Source organism: Streptomyces sp. NRRL F-6676 (assembly GCF_000725625.1).
Lineage (GTDB): Bacteria > Actinomycetota > Actinomycetes > Streptomycetales > Streptomycetaceae > Streptomyces.
The window spans coordinates 1-18,749 of record NZ_JOHS01000045.1 but is presented as its reverse complement, the minus strand read 5'-3'; the positions used below and the strand labels follow the sequence as shown (position 1 = coordinate 18,749).

Sequence of the window (18,749 nt, the reverse complement as noted above, 5' to 3'; positions counted from 1 at the left end):
CCGCCGCCCCGCACGCTCTCCATGAACGCCGGGGTCCTCGCGGTTTCACGCAGGAATGTGCAGGGCACATCATCCGTGAAGCAAGTGAAAGGGTGCGGGGACAACAACTGAACACGCAAGGAACGAATACGCGGGAATGACAAGAAAGAAGGGACGCCGAGGTGGCGTCCCTTGCGACTCTTGGTGCGTGTGTTCCGGTGCTGTTCCGGTACGAGCGTCGACAACTGAGCGGTGGGTACGGGCGAGCCGGTCACTGCCGTGTTGCCGGGAGCGTGGCAGCGATCAGGTGAGCGCAGGCTCCGCCTGGTGTGCGTCTACGTGCTCCATGATCCTGTCGTGAGAGGCGGCAGCCGCGAGCGCGTCGTTCTCGGCCTGGATCCGTACGAGTTCGGTTTCCAGGTCCTGGACACGCTGCTGAAGCCGTCGCATCTCGGCGAGGAGTCGAGGGTCGGAGCCACCGACGTAACCGAGAAGCGCCTTTGCCATGATGGATGGTCCTCCACAATGAGTGACCGACCGAAGCGGTGTGGGTCGTGAGGGAATCGGGATCCGCGGTGCTTGGCACTGCTGCTGTGGTGCTGCCGTTCTGCCATGCCAAACAGCTGAGGTGCGCGGGGCTTTCAGCGTCTCACCAAAAAGTTTGACGGTCAACACGATCACGCCGTGGCGGGGGACGGCCCGGGGGCGCGCGGCCCTGTGCGGGCGGCGGCGCGGCTCTCGGCGGGGTCCTCGTACGCATACGCCGGTGTCAGGTGCGGAGCCTGCCACGGCGGCCGCCCCTTGGCAACCACCAGGACTTTTCCGTGGGTGACGGGCGCCGGGCCGCGCCCGGGCCGGTGCGGGGGCGGCGCGGGCGCGGCGGGTGTCAGCGGATGGCGAAGCCGTCGTAGCCCCCGCGGGGTGTGTCCCAGATCTCGGTGACGCCGTCCACCCTTCCGGGCGTGTCCGCGCCGCGCAGCCACCGCAGCAGCCCCTCGCAGTGCTCCCGGGGGCCCTCGGCGACCACCTGGACCCGTCCGTCCCCCAGATTGAGAGCAAAGCCACTCAGCCCGCCGAGTTCGAGCGCCCTGGCCCGGGTGAACCAGCGGAAACCCACCCCTTGCACCCGTCCGCGCACCCACGCCACCAGCCGCACATCATCGTTCATGCCGGCACGCTAACCGGTCAATGTGCGTCCGGGCACTTCCCTCCTCCGCGCCATGGGGTACCGTCCCCACCCAATGAATCCCATGTGAAACTCACACGATCGTGTGAACCGATGGTGTGCCGATCACGTAAAGAGGCTGAGCGGGTGTGTGCCGGGTGCACAGGACCGCCCGCGCGCTGAGGAAGCACTGAGGAAGAGGCCAGAAGATGGGACGCCACCGACGCTCCGACGCCGGCCGCCCCGCCACGGGCCCGGCCGGCCACGCGGGCCGGGTGAGCCAGGCGCAGGAGACGCCCGCGGAGCACTACGGCCCGGAGAACCTCTACGGCTTCGCCGCCGTCCTGGAGGCCGAGCAGCGGGCGACCCGCTCGCACCGCCGGAAGAAGGCCGCCACCCCGATGCGCACCGGACTGCTCGGCGTCTCGGCCGCCGTGGCGCTGGGCACCGCCGCGGTCGCCACCGGGGTACTGCCCGGCGGCAGCCAGTTCACGATCGGCGGCGGCTCCGACAACGTCCAGGCCGGCGGCACCCCGACCGGCTTCGAGACCCAGCAGGGCGGCGCCGGCAGCACCGTCGAGGACGCCCCCGGGTCCGCCACCGCGGGGCAGGGCACGAGCGGCTCCGCCTCGCCGTCCGCCTCCGAGAGCAGTGCCGAGCCCTCGGAGAAGCCGTCGCGGAAGACCAAGGAGCCGGCGAAGAAGAAGCCCGCGCCCTCCGCGACCGGGGCCGGATCCGGTTCCGAGTCCGGTTCCGCGTCGGATTCCGGCTCCGGCAAGACGGTTCCCCCGCAGCGCAAGGCCACCGAGGACCCGGAGAGCAGCGCCCCGGTCGCCACCTCCGCCGAGGCCGCGGCCGAGGCGCGGGTGCTCCAGCTCGTCAACGACGAGCGCGCGAACGCGGGCTGCCAACCGGTGGCGGCCAACAGCGCGCTGCGCGGCCTGGCGGCGGCGTTCAGCGAGGACATGGACGCGCGGAACTTCTTCTCCCACACCGACCCCAGCGGCAACGACCCCTGGGAGCGGGCCAAGGCGGCCGGCATCACCGGTCTCGGCGGCGAGAACATAGCCATGGGCCAGGCGACCGCCGAGGCCGTCATGGAGTCCTGGATGAACAGCCCCGGCCACCGGGCCAACATCCTCAACTGCGACTTCAAGACGCTCGGCGTGGGCGTCCACTTCGGCTCCGGCGGCCCCTGGTGGACGCAGGACTTCGGGTACTGACGGCGCCCCGCGCAGGCCGTCTGCGCTTTCTCCTGGTGAGCGCTGCCTGGGAGTGAGCGCTGTGGCGCAGTACAGTGCGGCCATGGCGACCTCCCCTGCCGGTACGGCCTCCCCCAGCGGTTACGCGTTCGACGTGTTCGCCCGCGGCTGCCCCTCCCGGCGCACCCTCGAACACGTGACCGGGCGCTGGGGCGCGCTCACCCTCGGGGCGCTGTACGACGGCACGCTCCGCTTCAACGAGCTGCGGCGGCGGGTGGACGGGGTCAGCGAGAAGATGCTCTCGCAGACCCTGCACGCACTGGAACGGGACGGACTCGTCCTGCGGGACGCCCGGCCGACCAACCCGCCCCGGGTCGACTACTCGCTCACCCCGCTGGGCCGCGAGGTGGCCGAGCGGCTGCTCGCCCTGATCGCCTGCCTCGAAGGCAGCATGGACGAGGTCCTGGCCGCCCGCGAGCGCTACGACGCCCGCGAGCCCGCGCGCCGGAGCTGAAGCCGGAGCCAAAGGCGGAGCCAGAGCCAAAGGCGGAGCCGAAGCCGGAGCTAGAGCGCCGCCCTCGGCGCCCGCTGGCACTTCGGGCAGAAGTAGCTCGACCGGTTCATCCACGGGCGCCGCCGCATCGGCGTCGCGCAGCGCCGGCACGGCAGGTCCTCGCGGCCGTACGCGTCGAGTGAGCGGTCGAAGTAGCCCGACTCCCCGTTGACGTTGACGTAGAGGCTGTCGAAGCTGGTGCCGCCCACCGCGAGGGCCGCGTTCATGACGTCCCTGATGTGGCCGAGGAGTGCGGCGGTGCCGGGGCGGGTGAGGGTGGCCGTGGGGCGTTCGTAGTGCAGGCGGGAGCGCCACAGCGCCTCGTCCGCGTAGATGTTGCCGACGCCGCTGATCAGGGACTGGTCGAGCAGGGCCCGTTTGATCGTGGTGCGCTTGCGGCGCAGCGCCCGGTGGAACGCCTCGTCGTCGAAGAGGGGGTCCAGCGGGTCGCGGGCGATGTGCGCGATGACGTCGGGCAGTCCGTCGGGGGTGGTGTCGTGCAGCGACAGCCCGCCGAAGGTGCGCTGGTCGACGAAGCGGAGTTCGGTGCCGAGTCCGTCGTCGAAGCGGACGCGGATGCGCAGGTGCTTCTCGGCGGGCGCCTCGTGCGGCTGGACCAGGAGCTGGCCGCTCATGCCGAGGTGGGCGAGGACCGCCTCGCCGGCGTCGTCCAGCGGCAGCCACAGGTACTTGCCGCGGCGGGCCGGGGTGCCGACCCGGTGGCCCTTGAGCCGCTGCGCGAAGTCCTCGCCCCCGGCCAGGTGCCGCCGTACCGCGCGCGGGTGCAGCACCTCGACATCGGCGACGGTGCGGTGGGCGACCCACCGCGCCAGTCCGCGCCGGACGACCTCGACCTCGGGCAACTCGGGCATGGCGGGCTTCCGTTACTCCTCGTGACCGCCGGGAACCGCAGGCACCCGCCGGGACGGTCCGAGCGCCCGCCCCGGTGGCGGGGCGGGCGCTCGGGATGTGTCAGGCGGAGGCGGCCGCCTCGTCGGCGTCCGCGGCGGCTCCGGCCGCCTTGGCACGCTCGTCGGCGGCGGCACGGATGGAGCGCCAGGCCGACTCCGCGGCCTGCTGCTCCGCCTCCTTCTTGCTGCGGCCGGTGCCGGTGCCGTACGAGACGCCTCCGACGCGGGCGGCAGCAGTGAAGGTCTTCTCGTGGTCCGGGCCCGTCTCCGTGACCAGGTACTCGGGGACTCCGAGCCCTTCGGTCGCGGTGAGTTCCTGGAGGCTGGTCTTCCAGTCCAGGCCGGCACCCAGGTTAGAGGACTTCTCGATCAGCGGGTCGAACAGGCGGTGCACCAGTTCGGAGGCCGCGTCGAGGCCCTGGTCGAGGTAGACCGCGCCGATCACCGCTTCAAGGGTGTCGGCGAGGATGGAGGCCTTGTCCCGGCCGCCCGTGCCCTCTTCGCCCCGGCCGAGCCGGATGAAGGAGCCCAGGTCGAGCCCGCGGCCGACCCCCGCCAGCGCACGCGAATTGACCACCGCGGCCCGCAGCTTGGCCAGCTGGCCCTCGGGCAGGTCGGGGTGGGTGCGGTACAGCGTGTCGGTGACGACGAGACCGAGCACGGAGTCCCCGAGGAACTCCAGACGCTCGTTCGTCGGCAGACCGCCGTTCTCGTACGCGTACGAACGGTGGGTCAGCGCGCGCACCAGAAGGGCGGTCTCGAGCTTGTAGCCGAGCCGCCCTTCCAGAAGCGTGTGGGACGAGGCCGCGTTGTCCGCCGAGCCGGCCCCGCCGCGGCGGGGACCACTTGTGGCGTCAGACATCAGACCTGTCACCAGCCGATCAGACCTCGAGGACCTGACGCTTGTTGTACGTGCCGCACGACGGGCACGCGATGTGCTGCAACTTCGGCTCGTGGCAGCGCTCGCACGCGACCAGGGTGGGGACCGCAGCCTTCCACTGCGACCGGCGGTGGCGCGTGTTGCTGCGCGACATCTTCCGCTTCGGAACAGCCACGGCTACTTCTCCTGCTTCTCGTCGGCGCCCGTATCGGTGCCGCTCGTGTCGTCCTTGTCACCGGATTCGAGTGAACCGGTGAGTCCCTGCAATGCCGCCCAACGGATGTCGACGGCGGCATGGTGGTGGTCCGGGTCGTCCGCGAGCCGCACTCCGCACTCGGAGCACAGGCCCGGACAGTCGTCCTGGCACACCGGCTGCATCGGCAGTGCGAGCACCACCGCATCGCGCAGCACGGGTTCGAGGTCGATCAGATCGTCCTCGACGAAGTACCTGTCCTCGTCGTCCTCGGCGTCGTCGCCCGGTTCCGCGCGCACGCGGCCCCGGTCGTCGGCGTCAGGGTACGAGAACAGTTCCTGGAACTCCGCCTCGGTCTCCTGCCGAAGCGGCTCCAGACACCTTACGCACTCCCCCTCGGCCGTGGCACCGGCGGTACCCGTGACGAGCACCCCCTCCATGACCGACTCCATCCGGAGATCGAGTACGACCGGGGTGCCCTCGGGCACTCCGATCACCCCGCGGACACCGAAGTCCTTGGGGGCGTCGACCGTGCGGGTCAGCCGCCGCAGCGCACCAGGACGCCGCCCCAGCTCGTGCGTGTCGATCACGAGGGGGTTGCGGTGGTCGAGGCGGGCGTTCAGGGCCATTCCTGCTTTCGGTCTTCGGACTCCGGGGAGCTCCGGGGGAGATCGCCGCCGGGGATGTTCAGGCAGCGTGGATCGCGGATGCACGCGCGACCGAAGTGCCAGGATACTGGACCATCCGCGACGGCCCAAACCGCGTACCGTCCGGCCACCGGTGGGGCGGGCCTCAGTGGCCGCCGCGCCCCTCCTCGTACGCCCGCAGCTGCTCGGCGCTGATCATGCTGGTGTCGAAGAGGCTGGTCTCGTCCAGGGTGTGGGCCTGGGCCTGGGCCGGCACCTGGCCGTAGACCTGGGCCTGGGCCTGCTGGTCGTAGGCGGCCTGGGGGTCGTAGCCCTGCTGCTGGTAGGCGGCGGCGTACGGATCGGCCTGCGTGTAGCCGTACGGGTCCTGCGGGGCGTAGGCCGGCTGCGGGTAGCCGTAGGCGTCGGTGCCCTGGCCCCCGTCTCCGTAGGCGTCGGTGCCCTGTCCGTCGCCGTAGGTCTCGACGGACTGGCCGTAGCCGTACGGATCCTGCTGCTGGGCGGCGACGGCGGGCTGCTCGGCGGGGGCGGGCGGTGCGCTCCGCTGCCGCGCGGGCGCGGCCGGGGTGTCGGAGAGGCCGGCGAGGTAGTCGGCGTCGCTGGTGTGCCGGCCGGGGGCGCCGTCGTCGTTCAGGGCGAGGGCGCCGAGCTCGTCGGTGGCGATGCGGCCGTGCAGCTTCTGCCGGCCGCGGCCGACCGCGTCCAGGGTCTTGGCGAGGACGGCCTCGAAGGCGCCGAGCTTGACGTCCACGTAGGCGTCGGCGTCGCGGCGCAGGGTCTCGGGGTCGTGGCTGCGCTCGGGGGCGTCCTCGTCCTCGTAGCCGTTCTCGTCGAGTCCCGGGCCGGTGCCGAGCAGCTTCTCGCGGCCGCGGCCGACGGAGCCGAGGGTCTTGGTGAGGACGACCTCGAAGTTGGCGAGCTTGGAGTCGACGTAGTCGTCGGCCTCGGCGCGGATCTCCTCGGCCTCCCGGCGGGCCTCCTCCAGGATGCGGTCGGCCTCGGCCTGGGAGCGGCGGGCGATCTCGGTGTCGGAGATCAGGGAGCCGCGTTCGGCGTGCGCGCTCTCGATGATCCGGTCGGCCTCCTGGCGGGCCCGTTCCACCAGGTGCTCGCGGTCGCCGATGAGTTCCTCGGCCTGGGCGAGGGAGCCGGGCAGCGCCGCGCGCACCTCCTCGAGCTGGGAGAGCAGTTCGGCGCGGTTGACCACGCACGAGGCCGACATGGGCATCGACCGGGCGCCGGAGACCGCGGCGACGATCTCGTCGAGCTTCTTCTGCACGTCCACCGTGTGCTCGCCACTCTCTACAGGGGTGTTGGAGACGGACGGTCCGACTGTACGGCCCCCGAGCGGGCGCCGGACAGCGGGTGAGCGGTGCGCGGGCTGCGGGCGTGCGGCGGGTGTCCCCGCGGGCGGACGGTCAGCTCCTGCGCAGGCGTGTGTCCAGGGCGGCGAGCACGGCGGGCGGCACCAGGTGGGAGACGTCGCCGCCCCACGCCGCGACCTCCTTGACCAGCGAGGAGGACAGGAAGCTGTAGGTGGGGTTGGTGGGCACGAAGAGGGTCTCCACGCCCGAGAGGCCGTTGTTCATCTGGGCCATTTGCAGTTCGTAGTCGAAGTCGCTGACCGCGCGCAGCCCCTTGACGATGGCGGGGATCTCGCGCTGCTTGCAGAAGTCGACGAGGAGGCCGTGGAAGGACTCCACGCGGACGTTGCCGAACTCGGCGGTCTCCCCGCGGATCAGCTCGATCCGCTCCTCGACCTCGAAGAGGCCCTTCTTGGACTTGTTGATCATCACCGCGACGTAGACCTCGTCGTACAGCCTGGAGGCGCGGGCGATGATGTCGAGGTGTCCGTTGGTGATCGGGTCGAACGACCCGGGACAGACTGCGCGGCGCAACTGTGATCCCTCGCTCTCCGGTCCGGTCATCGTGCGTCGTCGCACGTAGCGGCGGCGCGACCGTACCAAAACGTTCCCTCGCCGTAGCGGCGGGACCGCAGTGCGTGGAAGCCGTCCGGCCACCGGAACTCGCCGCCCCTGGTGCCGCGCTCCACGGTGACGAGGGCGTCGGGCGCGAGCCAGCCCCCGGTGCGGAGTGTGAGCAGGATCTCCCCCAGAGCGTCGTCGGTGACGGCGTACGGCGGGTCCAGGAAGACCAGGTCGTACGGGTCGGGCGGGGGCGCGGTACGGACGGTCTGCTCGGCCTTTCCGGCCCGGACCTCGGCGCCGGGCAGCCCGAGGCTGCGGACGTTCTCCCGGACGGTACGGGCGGCGCGGGCGTCGGCCTCGACGAGCAGGACGTGCCCGGCGCCGCGCGAGAGCGCCTCCAGGCCGACGGCGCCGGAGCCGGCGTACAGGTCGAGGACGCGTTCGCCGTCCAGGGGTCCGCCGAGGAGGGACTGCCAGGTGGAGAACAGTCCCTCCCGGGCCCGGTCGGAGGTGGGCCGGGTGCCGTTCCCCGGCGGCACGGCCAACCGCCGCCCCCCGGCCCGGCCGGCAATCACGCGGGTCATGTTTCGTGCGCTTCCTCGATGCGGTGGACGGTCCACACCAGTGTCGCAGCCGGAGTACTCCGGAGGTGCGGCGACGTCGGGGCCGGGTCGTGGACGAGTGCGGTCCGTGCCCGGCCGGTCGCGCGGTTCCCCGCACCCCTGTGGGGCGCGGCGTTATCTGTCCGTCCGCGTGGACAGTTCCGCTATGCGCCGTGCCTCCGCCCGCCGGTTGAACGCCGTGTCGGACTCCGCCCCGTCCACCCCGTCCACCCCGTCCGGCACAGGCTCCCCGTACGCCTCCAGCACTCTCCCCGCACGCACCCCCGCCGCTTCCCGCTCCCCCAGATCGAGCTCCAGCCACGCCGCCGCCAGCTCCGCGCCCGTCCGCAGATCGACGGCCCCGTCCCCCAGCGACCCGTACACGGTGACGGCCTCGTCCAGGTACCGGAGCGCCTCCTCGAACAGAGGACGAAACACCTCCTCGCCCTCGTCCTCGTCGGCGCTCCGCGCCACCAGGTCCCCGAACTGCCGGAACGTATGGCCCAGTTCGGCGACCATCCGCTCCTCAACCGCCTCGTCGTCGCTCGCCGACGCCGCCGCGTCGCGGCACTCCCGTACCGCCTCCTCCATCAGCTCCCGCGCCCGCGCGAGCCCCCCGTCGGCCGTCTTCCCGCCCGCCGCGAGCCATGCCCGGGCACGCAGCGAGCGCACCACGCCGTGGACGTTGTCCAGGTCCCGCCACAGCTCCGCCGCCCGCCGGTAGGCGCGGTCGGCCTCGTCGAACAGCCCGGCCCGCCCCAGCGCCTCGGCGGCCAGATGCGCGAGCATCGCGTGGTCGTGCTGCTCGGACCAGTGCCGCGCGGTCTCGGCGGCCTGGAGCCAGCGCTCGGCGGCCTGCCGGTGTTCGCCCAGCTCGGTGTGGCAGTCGCCGAGCCACCACTGGGTCTGTACGACGGCCCCGTCGCCGTGCGTCCCGGCGTCGAGGTCGGGCAGCGCCGACTCCAGCACCTCGGCGGCCTCGGCGAACCGCCCCTGGCGGAGCAGGAAGCCGCCGAGCAGATGGCGTGCCCAGGCGCCCAGGGTCGGGGCCTCGCCCGCCTCGTCGGCCCAGTGCGCGGCCTGGAGGGCGTGCTCGGCGGCCTCGGGGAACTTCCCCTTCTCGCCCAGTACCTCGGCGAGCCGGAGGTGCGACTGGGCCTGCCCGAGCGGGTCCAGGTGGTCCGCGCCGTGCTCCAGGGCGGCGCGCGCGGCCCGTTCGGCGCCGGCGGTGTCGTCGAGCCGGCGGGCGAGTCCGACCAGCCGGGCCTCGTGGTCCGCCGCGAACCACGGCAGTCCCGCCGTCACGTACTCCCCGGCCGCGGCGGTGAGCAGTCCGGCCGCGCCCCGGAGGTCCCCGGTGTGCGCGGCGAGTTCGCCGAGCGTCGCGCGGGCCTCGGCGGCCCGGGAGGCGATCCGCGGCTCGTCCGTGTGCGGGCGGGTGAGGTCGAGCAGTTCCGCCGCCGCCTCGCCGGCGGCCCGCACGGCTGCCTCCGCGTCCGCCTCCTCCTCGTGCTCCTGGAGCGCGAGGTGCAGCAGTATCCGCATCCGGCAGACGAGCACGGAGGCGGCCTGCGACACCCCGGTGCCGCCCTCGGCGTGCAGTGCGAGGGCCGTGCGGCGCAATTCTTCGGCGGTCTTCGGGGGCTCCTCGCCGCCGACGGTGAGCGCCCGTACGTAGGCGGCACGCGCGCGTGCGGCCAGGGCCTCGCCGGGATCGCCGGCCTCCTCGTACAGCGCGGCGGCCCGTTCGAACAGTGCGGCGCCCCCGGGGCCGCTGCCCATCGCCTCGTGGTCGGCGATCTCGGCGCGGTCGCGGGCGGCCAGTGCGCGGTCCCCGGCGGCCTCGGCGACCGCCGCCCAGGCCCCTATGGAGTGCGGGTGCAGGGCCTCCGACTGCCGGCGTGCCTCGGCGAGCAGGTCCTCGAACCCGGGTGCCGCGGCCGGCGCGGGCGTCGGCCGGGGTACGACGGGCCGGGGCGCGGGGTGTGCGGGGCCCGGCGTGCGCACGCCGAGCGGCAGCCGGTCCACCAGGGGCCGGCGGTCCATGCGGGCGCGGACGTGCTCCCCGATGTGCGGGGTGCCGTTGCGGGCGTCGAAGCGGTCGGCCAGGGCGAGCGCCTCCGCGCGCGCGTGACGGGCGAGGGTGTCGGCCGTCCAGTCGCGGCCGGCCGGTCCCGGTACGGTCCGGCCGCCGTGGCCGAGCGCCACGAGCCGGTCGGTCAGCAGGGTGACGACGGCGAGGAAGTCCATGTGGCTGCGCGGTTCGCCGGTGTCGGTGAAGTACGCCGGGCGTTCGGCGAGCAGTTCCAGGGCGCGGGCCTCGTTGCCGGTGAGCGCGCAGAACTCGACGTGGTCGGCGTAGGAGCCGCGCATGCTCTCCATGGGGCGCACCAGGCGCAGTCCGCGCAGATGGTGGGCGCGGGCCTCGTCCAGGCGGCCGAGGCGGAGCAGCGGCAGGAGGGAGGAGGCGAGCACGGCGTGCGGTTCGTGGGCGCAGGCGTGGGTGCCGTCGAGGACGGGCGCCCACAGCTCCAGCGCCTCGGCGTCGTTGCCCTGGTGCGCCTGCCACCAGCCCTGGTCGTGGAGTTCGCAGGCGTGGCAGTCGGCCATGGAGTCGCGGTCGGCGGCGAGCCAGGCGGTGTAGGCGCGCTCGGCGCGCGCCAGGTCGCCGATGTGCGAGGCGATGCTGAACTCGCAGTTGCGCACGGCCCGTTCGGTGTGTCCGGCGAGCCGGTAGCGGTGTTCCATCTCGCCGAGCCACTTCTCGATGGCGGCGAGCGGGATGTGCGGCTGGCCGAGCATGCCGGCCGTCATCCACTTGAACACCCAGTGCAGGGTGTGGATCTCGTACTTGTCGAAGTCCTCGGGGTGTTCGTCCCACAGGCGCAGCAGGCGCGCGAAGGGGACGAACATCTTGTCCTTCTCGGAGCTGTAGTTGTAGACCTTCAGCTGGTGTCCGAGCGCCTCGATGACGGCGAGCGGGATGCCGAGCTTCTCCGCCTCCGCGAGCAGTGCCTCGGCGCGGGCGTTGCGGGCGGGGCCCTCGGGCTGTTCGTAGTTGTCCGCCATGGCGCGGCGGAGGGTGTCGAAGTCCATGGCGGGGTCCATCGGGTTCATCGGGTGCCGCCCTCCGGGGAGTCGGTGTGGGTGGCCCACTCCAGCAGGCCGAGGAACGCGCGGTTGAGCAGGGCGGAGTCGGCGGGCCGCAGGGGGCGCTGGGCGCGCAGCAGCGCCTGTCCGTACAGGGATTCGACGGCGGTGCCGATGAGTTCGGGTGCGCCGAGGGCGGCGATGCGGCGGACCAGCGGGTTGAGGTGGTTGAGGACCAGGCGGGCGCGGGGTGCGCTGCCGCGCAGGGAGCCGAGGATGCCGGCCCACAGGTCGTCGGCCTGTTCCTCGGCCTCGGCGCGGGCCTGTTCGTGGCGGGCGGCCCGGTCGTCGAGGTGCAGTGCGGGCACCGACAGGGGGTGGAAGGCGCGCAGGGCGATGTCGCAGCCCAGCGGGTCGAGGGCGGTGCGTGCGGCGGCCAGGAAGCCGGACAGGGCGAGTTCCTCGGCCGGGTCGACGGCGTCCAGGTGCGCGGTGACGGTGTCGGAGTCGAGTTCGGCGACGGTCGTGCCGGGCCGCACCGAGGGCAGCGCCTCGACGAGATCGCTGTCGTAGGTGTAGCCGCCGTTGACGACGCCGATGCCCTGGGCGGAGGCGATGGGGGCGACCTGCCGGTACTCCTCGACCGTGCGCGTGAAGTGCACCACGGGGTGGCGCTGGGCGAACTCCTCCAGGGAGAGCCGTCCGTCGGTCGTCTCGAACGGCAGCCACGGCAGCATCGTGCGCAGCATCTCCGTGTCGTGCCGGGCCAGCGACTTGACGCCGAGATGGTGCACGGAGAGGAACGCCGTGAGCCGTTCGGGGTCCTGGGCGGCGAGGCCGGTCAGCCAGGAGCGGATGCGTTCCCCGAGGGCGTCGCGGACCCCGGCCAGGGTCTCGTCCTCGTACAGGGACTCGCGGGAGGCGGTGGGGCGCAGGCTGTCCGTGTCGAGGACGCAGCGCACGAAGAACGCCCAGTCCGGCAGGAGCTGTTCGGCCCGCTCGGTGAGGAGCATGCCCTTCAGGTGGACGCGGTGGCTCGCGCGCTGGGCCGGGCTGACGGCGGTGGGCAGGACGTAGGCGACACCCCGTACGCCGGCCAGCGGCACGTCGAGTTCGATGGAGTCCAGCGGGGTGAAGCCGAACAGGTCGTGGCAGTGCCGGGCCAGGGCGACCCGGCGGGCGGCGGGCGAGGCGTAGGGGCGGTCCCAGGGGGCGGGCAGTTCGGTGACCGCCTCGCCGTCCACGCGCACGTCGTACGGGAGCAGCGCCCCGAAGTCGCGGGCCAGCGACAGCACCCGCTCCCCGCTCAGCCACTCGCCGGCCCCGGCCCGCGCCACCAGGTGCACGGTGGTGCCGGGCTCGGGGTGCGCCTCCTCGGGGAGGGTGCGCACGGTGTAGGAGCCGTCGTCGGTGGCCGTCCACTCCACGGGGGCCGCGTCGGGCGTACGGGCGCTGCGGCTGACCACCCGGATCCGCTCGGCGACGACGAAGCAGGCGAGCAGTCCGATGCCGAACTGGCCGAGGAAGTCGGAGCGGGCGGCCTGGAGCCCGTCGTCGCGCTTGGAGCTGCGGCCGATCGTGGCGAGCAGCTGGTGCACGTCGGGTTCGGTGAGCCCGATGCCGGTGTCCACCACGCGCAGTTCGCCGTCCCCGGTGTGCAGCCGCACGGTCGCCGGGGTGTCCGGCTGTTCGGCGCGCCGGGCGGTGATCGCGTCCACGGCGTTCTGCAACAGCTCGCGCAGATAGACCTTGGGGCTGGAGTAGAGGTGGTGGGAGAGGAGGTCGACGAGACCGCGCAGATCGACCTGGAACGTATGGGGCGCGGCGGCCGGGGGCACCGGGGGCCGGGAGGGCTGGGAGGGCTGTGAGATCTCGGAATCCATCGTCGCAGCGCCGAGTGTGCCGAGGTGTGGGGAGGCCGGGCGACGGCGCGGGGTAGGGCGGTCCCGGTGAGGCGGTGACCGCGGGTCGGGCAGCCGGAGCGCGTCATGCTATGCCCGGAAGCACCCGCCTGACCAGCGGTTTCCGGTAATGATCGGGGCAACGCGCCGGTTGCCGGATACGCCGTTGTCAGTGCCGTGGTGTGGAATGGATCTCGTGCCCGCACTGGACGAACCTCTGAAGAAGGTGCTCGGCCCCGCCACCGCGAAGGTGATGGCCGAGCACCTCGGCCTGCACACCGTCGGCGACCTCCTGCACCACTACCCGCGCAGATACGAGGAGCGCGGGCAGCTCACACACCTCGCCGACCTGCCGATGGACGAGCACGTCACGGTGGTGGCGCAGGTCGCCGACGCCCGGCTGCACAGCTTCGCCTCCGCCCGGGCGCCGCGCGGCAAGGGCCAACGCCTGGAGGTCACGATCACGGACGGCAGCGGCCGGCTGACGCTGGTCTTCTTCGGCAACGGCGTGCACAAGCCGCACAAGGAGCTGCTGCCGGGCACCCGCGCGATGTTCTCCGGCAAGGTCTCCGTCTTCAACCGCCGTCTCCAACTGGCGCATCCCGCGTACGAGTTGCTGCGGGGCGAGGGCGCGGAGGAGGCCGTCGACAGCTGGGCGGGCGCGCTCATCCCGCTCTATCCGGCCACGGCGAAGATGGAGTCCTGGAAGCTCGCCAAGGCGGTCCAGACGGTGCTGCCGAGCGCCCAGGAGGCGCTGGACCCGCTGCCGGAGTCCCTGCGCGCGGGCCGGGGTCTGGCCACCCTGCCCGAGGCCCTGGTGAAGATCCACCGCCCGCGCACCCGGGCCGACGTCGAGGACGCCCGCGCCCGGCTGAAGTGGGACGAGGCCTTCGTCCTCCAGGTCGCCCTGGCCCGCCGCCGGTACGACGACGCCCAACTGCGCGCCACACCCCGGACACCGAAGCCCGACGGCCTGCTCACGGCGTTCGACGACCGCCTGCCGTTCACCCTCACCGAGGGCCAGCGGTCGGTCTCCCGGGAGATCTTCGACGACCTCGCCACCGACCACCCCATGCACCGGCTGCTCCAGGGCGAGGTCGGCTCGGGCAAGGCACAGCCGCTGGACGCGCTCGTCCTCACGCCGACGGGCTTCCGGCCCATGGGCGAGGTGCGCGTCGGCGACGAGGTCGTGGTGCCCAGCGGCGAGGTGGCACCGGTCGACGGCGTCTTCCCGCAGGGCGAACGGGACGTGTGGCGGCTGGTGCTGGACGACGGGTCCACCGTCGAGTGCGACGACGAGCACCTGTGGATCGTCACCACCGCCCCCTCCGCGCCCGCCAAGGTGAGGACGGCCCGGGAGATCCGGCTGGACACCCTCGCCCCGGACGGCACCCCGAAGTGGCACATCCCCCCGGTGACCCCGGCCGACCTGGGCCCGGAGCCCCCCGAGGACCCCTACGCCCTGGGCGCCGCCCTGACCGGCCCCCAGGCCCCGCCGCACCTCCCGGCCGCGTACCGGAACACCACGGTCAAGAACCGCCTCGCCCTCCTCCAGGGCCTGCTGGACTCGGGCGACGGCACCGGACTGCGCACGCCCTCCCGCCGGCTCGCGGAGGACGTGGCCTGGCTGGCGCGCTCCCTGGGCGGCCTGGCACGCGTGCTTCCCGAGGGCGTGTCGGTCACCCTGCCGGACCCCCACACGCGCCCGGCGGCCTTCCACCGCGCGATCCGGGCGGTGGAGTACGTGGGCCGCAAACCCGTGCAGTGCATCAGCGTCGCCCACCCCGACCACGCCTATGTGACCGACCACTTCACCGTCACCCACAACACGATGGTCGCGCTGCGCGCGATGCTCGCCGTCGTGGACTCCGGCGGGCAGGCCGCCATGCTGGCGCCGACCGAGGTGCTGGCCCAGCAGCACCACCGGTCGGTGACCGAGATGATGGGGGACCTCGCCCAGGGCGGCATGCTGAGCGGCGCCGAGCACGCCACCAAGGTGGTGCTGCTCACCGGCTCGATGGGCGCGGCGGCCCGCCGGCAGGCGCTGCTGGACCTGGTCTCGGGAGACGCCGGCATCGTCATCGGCACGCATGCCCTGATCGAGGACAAGGTGCGCTTCCACGACCTGGGTCTGGTCGTCGTGGACGAACAGCACCGGTTCGGGGTGGAGCAGCGGGACGCCCTGCGCGGCAAGGGCGAACAGCCGCCGCATCTGCTGGTCATGACCGCCACACCGATCCCGCGCACGGTCGCCATGACGGTCTTCGGCGACCTGGAGACGTCCGTCCTGGACCAGCTCCCGGCCGGCCGCTCGCCCATCGCCAGCCATGTCGTCCCCGCCGCCGACAAGCCGCACTTCCTGGCCCGCGCCTGGGAACGGGTGCGCGAGGAGGTCGGGAACGGCCACCAGGCGTACGTGGTCTGCCCCCGGATCGGCGACGAGGAGGAGAACCCCGGGAAGGCGGCCGCCGCGGACGCCGACAAGCGCCCCCCGCTCGCCGTCCTGGACATCGCCGACCAACTCGCCAAGGGCCCGTTGCAGGGCCTCACGGTCGAGGTGCTGCACGGCAGGATGCAGCCCGACGACAAGGACGCCGTCATGCGGCGCTTCGCCGCCGGGGAGACGGACGTGCTGGTGGCCACGACGGTCATCGAGGTCGGCGTCAACGTCCCCAACGCCACCGCCATGGTGATCATGGACGCGGACCGCTTCGGCGTCTCCCAGCTGCACCAGCTGCGCGGCCGGGTGGGCCGCGGCTCGGCCCCCGGGCTGTGCCTGCTGGTCACCGAGATGCCGGAGGCCAGCGCGGCCCGGCAGCGGCTCAACGCGGTCGCCGCCACCCTGGACGGCTTCGAACTCTCCCGCATCGACCTCGAACAGCGCCGCGAGGGCGACGTCCTGGGCCAGGCGCAGTCCGGCGCCCGCTCCAGCCTGCGGGTGCTCGCCGTCATCGACGACGAGGAGATCATCGCCGAGGCACGGCAGGAGGCGACGGAACTGGTGGCGGCCGACCCGTCGCTCAAGGACGTACCGGCCCTGCGCACGGCACTGGACGCCCTGCTGGACGAGGACAGGGAGCGCTATCTGGACAAGGGCTGACCCCGGCTACTCGACCCCCACCAGCAACAGCGGCCCCTGCGCACCCCCGTCGTGCACGACGGTGTCCACCGCCAGATACGACTCGCGCACATACGCCTCCAGCCGCGCCACGACCCCGCCCGGCACCCCCGCCCCGACCACCAGGGTGACCAGCTCACCGCCCGCCGACAGCATCCGCGCGAGCACACCCTCGGCGGTCTCGGCGACGTCCGCGCCGATCACCGCCACATCGCCCTCGATGAGCCCGAGCACGTCACCGGCCTGGCAGATCCCCGCCATCGTCCAGGACTGCCGCTCGGCGACGGCCACTTCGGCGTAGCGGGTGGCGCCGGCCGCCGAGGTCATCGCGACGACGTCCTCGTCGAACCGCCGCTCCGGCTGGTGCACGGCGAGCGCCGCGATGCCCTGCACCGCGGACCGCGTCGGGATCAGCGCGACCCGTACGCCCTCCGCGCGCGCCTGCTCCGCCGCCGCGGCGGCGGTGTGCCGCAGCTCCGTGTCGTTCGGCAGCAGCACCACCTCCCGGGCGTGCGCCCGCCGCACCGCGTCCACGAGCTCTCCGCTGGCGGGCGGCTCCCCGGCCCGCGCCAGCACCGTCGTCGCCCCGGCCTCCGCGCACAGCGCGGCAAGACCCTCCCCCGGCACCACGGCGACCACGGCCCGCTGCGCCCGCTCCCGGTCCGGCCGGCCGGTCCCGAAGTGGGTGATCCGGATGCGGTACGGCCGCCCGGCCTCGACCCCGGCCTCGACGGCGGCCCCGGCGTCGTCGACATGCACATGGACGTTCCACAGCCCGTCCCCGCCGACCACGACCAGCGAGTCGCCGAGCCCGTCCAGCCGTTCCCGCAGCCGGGCCACGGCCGCGTCCTCGGCCTCCAGCAGATAGATCACCTCGAACGCGGGCCCCGGCTCCGCACACCCGCCCTCGAACACAGCCGGCGCATCCTCCACGATCCGCACCGGCGCCTGCCCCGTCAGCGTCTCCACGAGCGCCCCGAGCACCGCGACGAGCCCTCGCCCGCCGGCGTCCACGACCCCGGCCCGCCGCAGCGCCGCCAGCTGCCCCGGCGTCGCCGCGAGCGCGACCCGCGCCCCCTCGTACGCCGCCAGCGCGACGGCCGCGCAGTCGCCCGCCGCGTCCTCCGCCACGGCCTCCACCGCGTCGGCCGCCGCCGAGGCGACCGACAGCACCGTGCCCTCCACCGGGTGCGCGACGGCCTCCCGCGCCAGGTCGGCGGCCCGACGGAGCGCCCGCCGCAGCTCCCGGCCGTCCACCCCGGCGCCGTCCAGCCGCTGCGCCATGCCCCGCAGCAGCTGGGCGAGGATCGTCCCGGAGTTGCCCCGCGCGCCGAGCAGCGCCCCGTGCGCCATGGCTCCCGCCGCGTCCGCGAGCCCCGGGTGCCGGCCGGCCTCGTCGTACCCGGCGAACACCGCCTCGACGGCCGTCGCCGCGGACTCCATGGTCAGGTACAGGTTGGTGCCGGTGTCGCCGTCGGCCACCGGGTAGACGTTGATCGCGTCGATCTCCTCGCGCGCCCTCCCGAGCGCCTCGAGCGCGAGAGAGCACCATGTGCGCACCGCGAGAGCATCGAACGTCTGCGGCACCTGCGCCTCCCTGGGGCCTGTCGCTTCCGTGGCAGGCAGCGTAGACCGCGACAGGGACCGGTCGGGGGGCGGTGACGGACATGGTAGTTTCGTTGTACGGACGCAGCCGTTGTATGCTGCTCCGGTTGCCCGACCTCGTGTCGGGCCTTCCCCTGGCAGAGCCACCCGGATCCTTACCGATCTTCCGGCGTGCCCGGGATTTCCTACTGTAAGTGCATCTGAAGTCTTTGGAGTGACCCGTGGCTGCCAACTGCGACGTCTGCGGCAAGGGGCCGGGCTTCGGCAACAACATTTCCCACTCGCACCGCCGTACGCCCCGTCGCTGGAACCCGAACATCCAGCGTGTGCGTACCGTGGTCGGCGGGACGCCGAAGCGCGTGAACGCTTGCACCTCGTGCATCAAGGCCGGCAAGGTCTCGCGCTGACGTTTCGAGCGCGCGGCCACGCCGGATCCGCCGCGATTGCCGGTCCACCCTCGGGTGGGCCGGCTTTTGTCGTTCCGGCCCACCAAGGCGTTTCCTCGCCCCCGCCGCCCCTACCCTTCCCGTCCCCCAGGGGCTCCGCCCCTTCGACCCCCGAGGGCAGGGACGCCTAGGAGCTCGGGTGGGTGGGGTTCGTGGGCGGGTGCGGGTCCGTCGTGGCTTGTCGCGCAGTTCCCCGCGCCCCTAAAAGACGGGGCGCTGGTCGCGCCCCCCGCGGCAGAGCCGCGCAAAGACACAGCCCCGCGCCCCTGAAGGGGCGCGGCAGAGCCGCGCAGAAAACCATCCCCGCCCCCCAGCCACAAGATCCCAGACCAGGTATTGCCCGCAGGCGCCGTACTGGCCGTAGGCGCCGTACTGGCCGCAGGCGCCGTATTGCGCGCAGGCGCCGTACTGGCCGCAAGCGCCGTACTGGCCGCAGGCGCCGTGTGACCGGAGTGGGCCGTGGGGGTGCGTCGCAGTCCGTCGCGTAGCTCGTCGCAGCAGACGCGCACCCGTCCCGGGATACGGCCGT

Annotated in this window: 16 protein-coding genes; 4 read left to right on the top strand and 12 right to left on the bottom strand. The window is 73.2% G+C overall.

The features are described from left to right. Nucleotides 1-282: 282 nt before the first annotated feature. A complete protein-coding gene (locus IO29_RS24100) occupies nucleotides 283-486 on the bottom strand; it encodes a hypothetical protein (RefSeq protein ID WP_006139578.1) in 204 nt (67 codons plus the stop codon). 379 nt (nucleotides 487-865) lie between these two features. Beyond that, nucleotides 866-1,147: an acylphosphatase gene (locus IO29_RS24095; protein WP_030381561.1), complete on the bottom strand. Its 282-nt coding sequence runs from the start codon at nucleotides 1,145-1,147 to the stop codon at nucleotides 866-868. A gap of 206 nt (nucleotides 1,148-1,353) precedes the next feature. On the opposite strand from IO29_RS24095, the gene IO29_RS24090 reads away from it, so the two are divergent. Both IO29_RS24090 and IO29_RS24085 read left to right on the top strand, forming a co-directional pair. Then, a complete protein-coding gene (locus tag IO29_RS24090; protein WP_030381562.1) occupies nucleotides 1,354-2,367 on the top strand; it encodes a CAP domain-containing protein in 1,014 nt (337 codons plus the stop codon). An 82-nt stretch (nucleotides 2,368-2,449) separates the two neighbouring features. Beyond that, nucleotides 2,450-2,860, top strand: coding sequence for a winged helix-turn-helix transcriptional regulator (locus IO29_RS24085; protein WP_030381563.1), 411 nt, complete (start codon nucleotides 2,450-2,452; stop codon nucleotides 2,858-2,860). A gap of 50 nt (nucleotides 2,861-2,910) precedes the next feature. On the opposite strand, the gene mutM is transcribed toward IO29_RS24085, so the two are convergent. The 9 genes from mutM to IO29_RS24040 form a co-directional block, all read right to left on the bottom strand. Then, a complete protein-coding gene (gene mutM, locus IO29_RS24080) occupies nucleotides 2,911-3,771 on the bottom strand; it encodes a bifunctional DNA-formamidopyrimidine glycosylase/DNA-(apurinic or apyrimidinic site) lyase (RefSeq protein ID WP_030381564.1) in 861 nt (286 codons plus the stop codon). Between the two features lie 100 nt (nucleotides 3,772-3,871). Then, nucleotides 3,872-4,672: a ribonuclease III gene (gene rnc, locus IO29_RS24075; protein ID WP_030381565.1), complete on the bottom strand. Its 801-nt coding sequence runs from the start codon at nucleotides 4,670-4,672 to the stop codon at nucleotides 3,872-3,874. Nucleotides 4,673-4,691: 19 nt separating this feature from the next. Beyond that, on the bottom strand, nucleotides 4,692-4,865 hold the full coding sequence (gene rpmF, locus IO29_RS24070; RefSeq protein ID WP_007493396.1) for a 50S ribosomal protein L32: 174 nt from the start codon (nucleotides 4,863-4,865) through the stop codon (nucleotides 4,692-4,694). A gap of 2 nt (nucleotides 4,866-4,867) precedes the next feature. Further along, nucleotides 4,868-5,512: a YceD family protein gene (locus IO29_RS24065; protein ID WP_030381566.1), complete on the bottom strand. Its 645-nt coding sequence runs from the start codon at nucleotides 5,510-5,512 to the stop codon at nucleotides 4,868-4,870. A gap of 163 nt (nucleotides 5,513-5,675) precedes the next feature. Further along, the gene (locus IO29_RS24060; protein ID WP_030381567.1) at nucleotides 5,676-6,815 is read right to left on the bottom strand and encodes an ATP synthase subunit B family protein; all 1,140 of its coding nucleotides are present in this window, start codon (nucleotides 6,813-6,815) and stop codon (nucleotides 5,676-5,678) included. Nucleotides 6,816-6,948: 133 nt separating this feature from the next. Beyond that, nucleotides 6,949-7,428, bottom strand: a complete 480-nt coding sequence (coaD, locus tag IO29_RS24055; RefSeq protein WP_030381568.1) for a pantetheine-phosphate adenylyltransferase — start codon at nucleotides 7,426-7,428, stop codon at nucleotides 6,949-6,951. A 26-nt stretch (nucleotides 7,429-7,454) separates the two neighbouring features. Further along, on the bottom strand, nucleotides 7,455-8,042 hold the full coding sequence (rsmD, locus tag IO29_RS24050) for a 16S rRNA (guanine(966)-N(2))-methyltransferase RsmD (protein ID WP_030381569.1): 588 nt from the start codon (nucleotides 8,040-8,042) through the stop codon (nucleotides 7,455-7,457). 153 nt (nucleotides 8,043-8,195) lie between these two features. Then, complete coding sequence (locus IO29_RS24045; RefSeq protein ID WP_420705393.1) at nucleotides 8,196-11,168, bottom strand: tetratricopeptide repeat protein; 2,973 nt, start codon at nucleotides 11,166-11,168, stop codon at nucleotides 8,196-8,198. 5 nt (nucleotides 11,169-11,173) lie between these two features. After that, a complete protein-coding gene (locus tag IO29_RS24040; protein WP_030381571.1) occupies nucleotides 11,174-13,033 on the bottom strand; it encodes an HSP90 family protein in 1,860 nt (619 codons plus the stop codon). A 205-nt stretch (nucleotides 13,034-13,238) separates the two neighbouring features. Here IO29_RS24040 and IO29_RS24035 point away from each other — a divergent pair, with 205 nt between their 5' ends. Further along, nucleotides 13,239-16,151, top strand: coding sequence for a helicase-related protein (locus IO29_RS24035; protein WP_030381572.1), 2,913 nt, complete (start codon nucleotides 13,239-13,241; stop codon nucleotides 16,149-16,151). 6 nt (nucleotides 16,152-16,157) lie between these two features. Here IO29_RS24035 and IO29_RS24030 read toward each other — a convergent pair whose 3' ends face one another. Beyond that, a complete protein-coding gene (locus IO29_RS24030; RefSeq protein WP_030381573.1) occupies nucleotides 16,158-17,756 on the bottom strand; it encodes a DAK2 domain-containing protein in 1,599 nt (532 codons plus the stop codon). A 239-nt stretch (nucleotides 17,757-17,995) separates the two neighbouring features. Between IO29_RS24030 and rpmB the strand changes: the two genes are divergently transcribed. Continuing rightward, nucleotides 17,996-18,181, top strand: a complete 186-nt coding sequence (gene rpmB / locus IO29_RS36910) for a 50S ribosomal protein L28 (RefSeq protein WP_004924906.1) — start codon at nucleotides 17,996-17,998, stop codon at nucleotides 18,179-18,181. Nucleotides 18,182-18,749 lie beyond the last annotated feature (568 nt).

What these genes read in the sequence shown, in the direction of transcription:
- IO29_RS24085 (WP_030381563.1), top strand. Translation starts at nt 2,450, where the DNA reads ATGGCGACCTCCCCTGCCGGTACGGCCTCCCCCAGCGGTTACGCGTTC.
- IO29_RS24095 (WP_030381561.1), bottom strand. Translation starts at nt 1,147, where the DNA reads ATGAACGATGATGTGCGGCTGGTGGCGTGGGTGCGCGGACGGGTGCAA.
- IO29_RS24090 (WP_030381562.1), top strand. Translation starts at nt 1,354, where the DNA reads ATGGGACGCCACCGACGCTCCGACGCCGGCCGCCCCGCCACGGGCCCG.
- mutM (WP_030381564.1), bottom strand. Translation starts at nt 3,771, where the DNA reads ATGCCCGAGTTGCCCGAGGTCGAGGTCGTCCGGCGCGGACTGGCGCGG.
- IO29_RS24100 (WP_006139578.1), bottom strand. Translation starts at nt 486, where the DNA reads ATGGCAAAGGCGCTTCTCGGTTACGTCGGTGGCTCCGACCCTCGACTC.
- rsmD (WP_030381569.1), bottom strand. Translation starts at nt 8,042, where the DNA reads ATGACCCGCGTGATTGCCGGCCGGGCCGGGGGGCGGCGGTTGGCCGTG.
- rnc (WP_030381565.1), bottom strand. Translation starts at nt 4,672, where the DNA reads ATGTCTGACGCCACAAGTGGTCCCCGCCGCGGCGGGGCCGGCTCGGCG.
- IO29_RS24035 (WP_030381572.1), top strand. Translation starts at nt 13,239, where the DNA reads ATGGATCTCGTGCCCGCACTGGACGAACCTCTGAAGAAGGTGCTCGGC.
- IO29_RS24045 (WP_420705393.1), bottom strand. Translation starts at nt 11,168, where the DNA reads ATGGACCCCGCCATGGACTTCGACACCCTCCGCCGCGCCATGGCGGAC.
- IO29_RS24065 (WP_030381566.1), bottom strand. Translation starts at nt 5,512, where the DNA reads ATGGCCCTGAACGCCCGCCTCGACCACCGCAACCCCCTCGTGATCGAC.
- IO29_RS24040 (WP_030381571.1), bottom strand. Translation starts at nt 13,033, where the DNA reads ATGGATTCCGAGATCTCACAGCCCTCCCAGCCCTCCCGGCCCCCGGTG.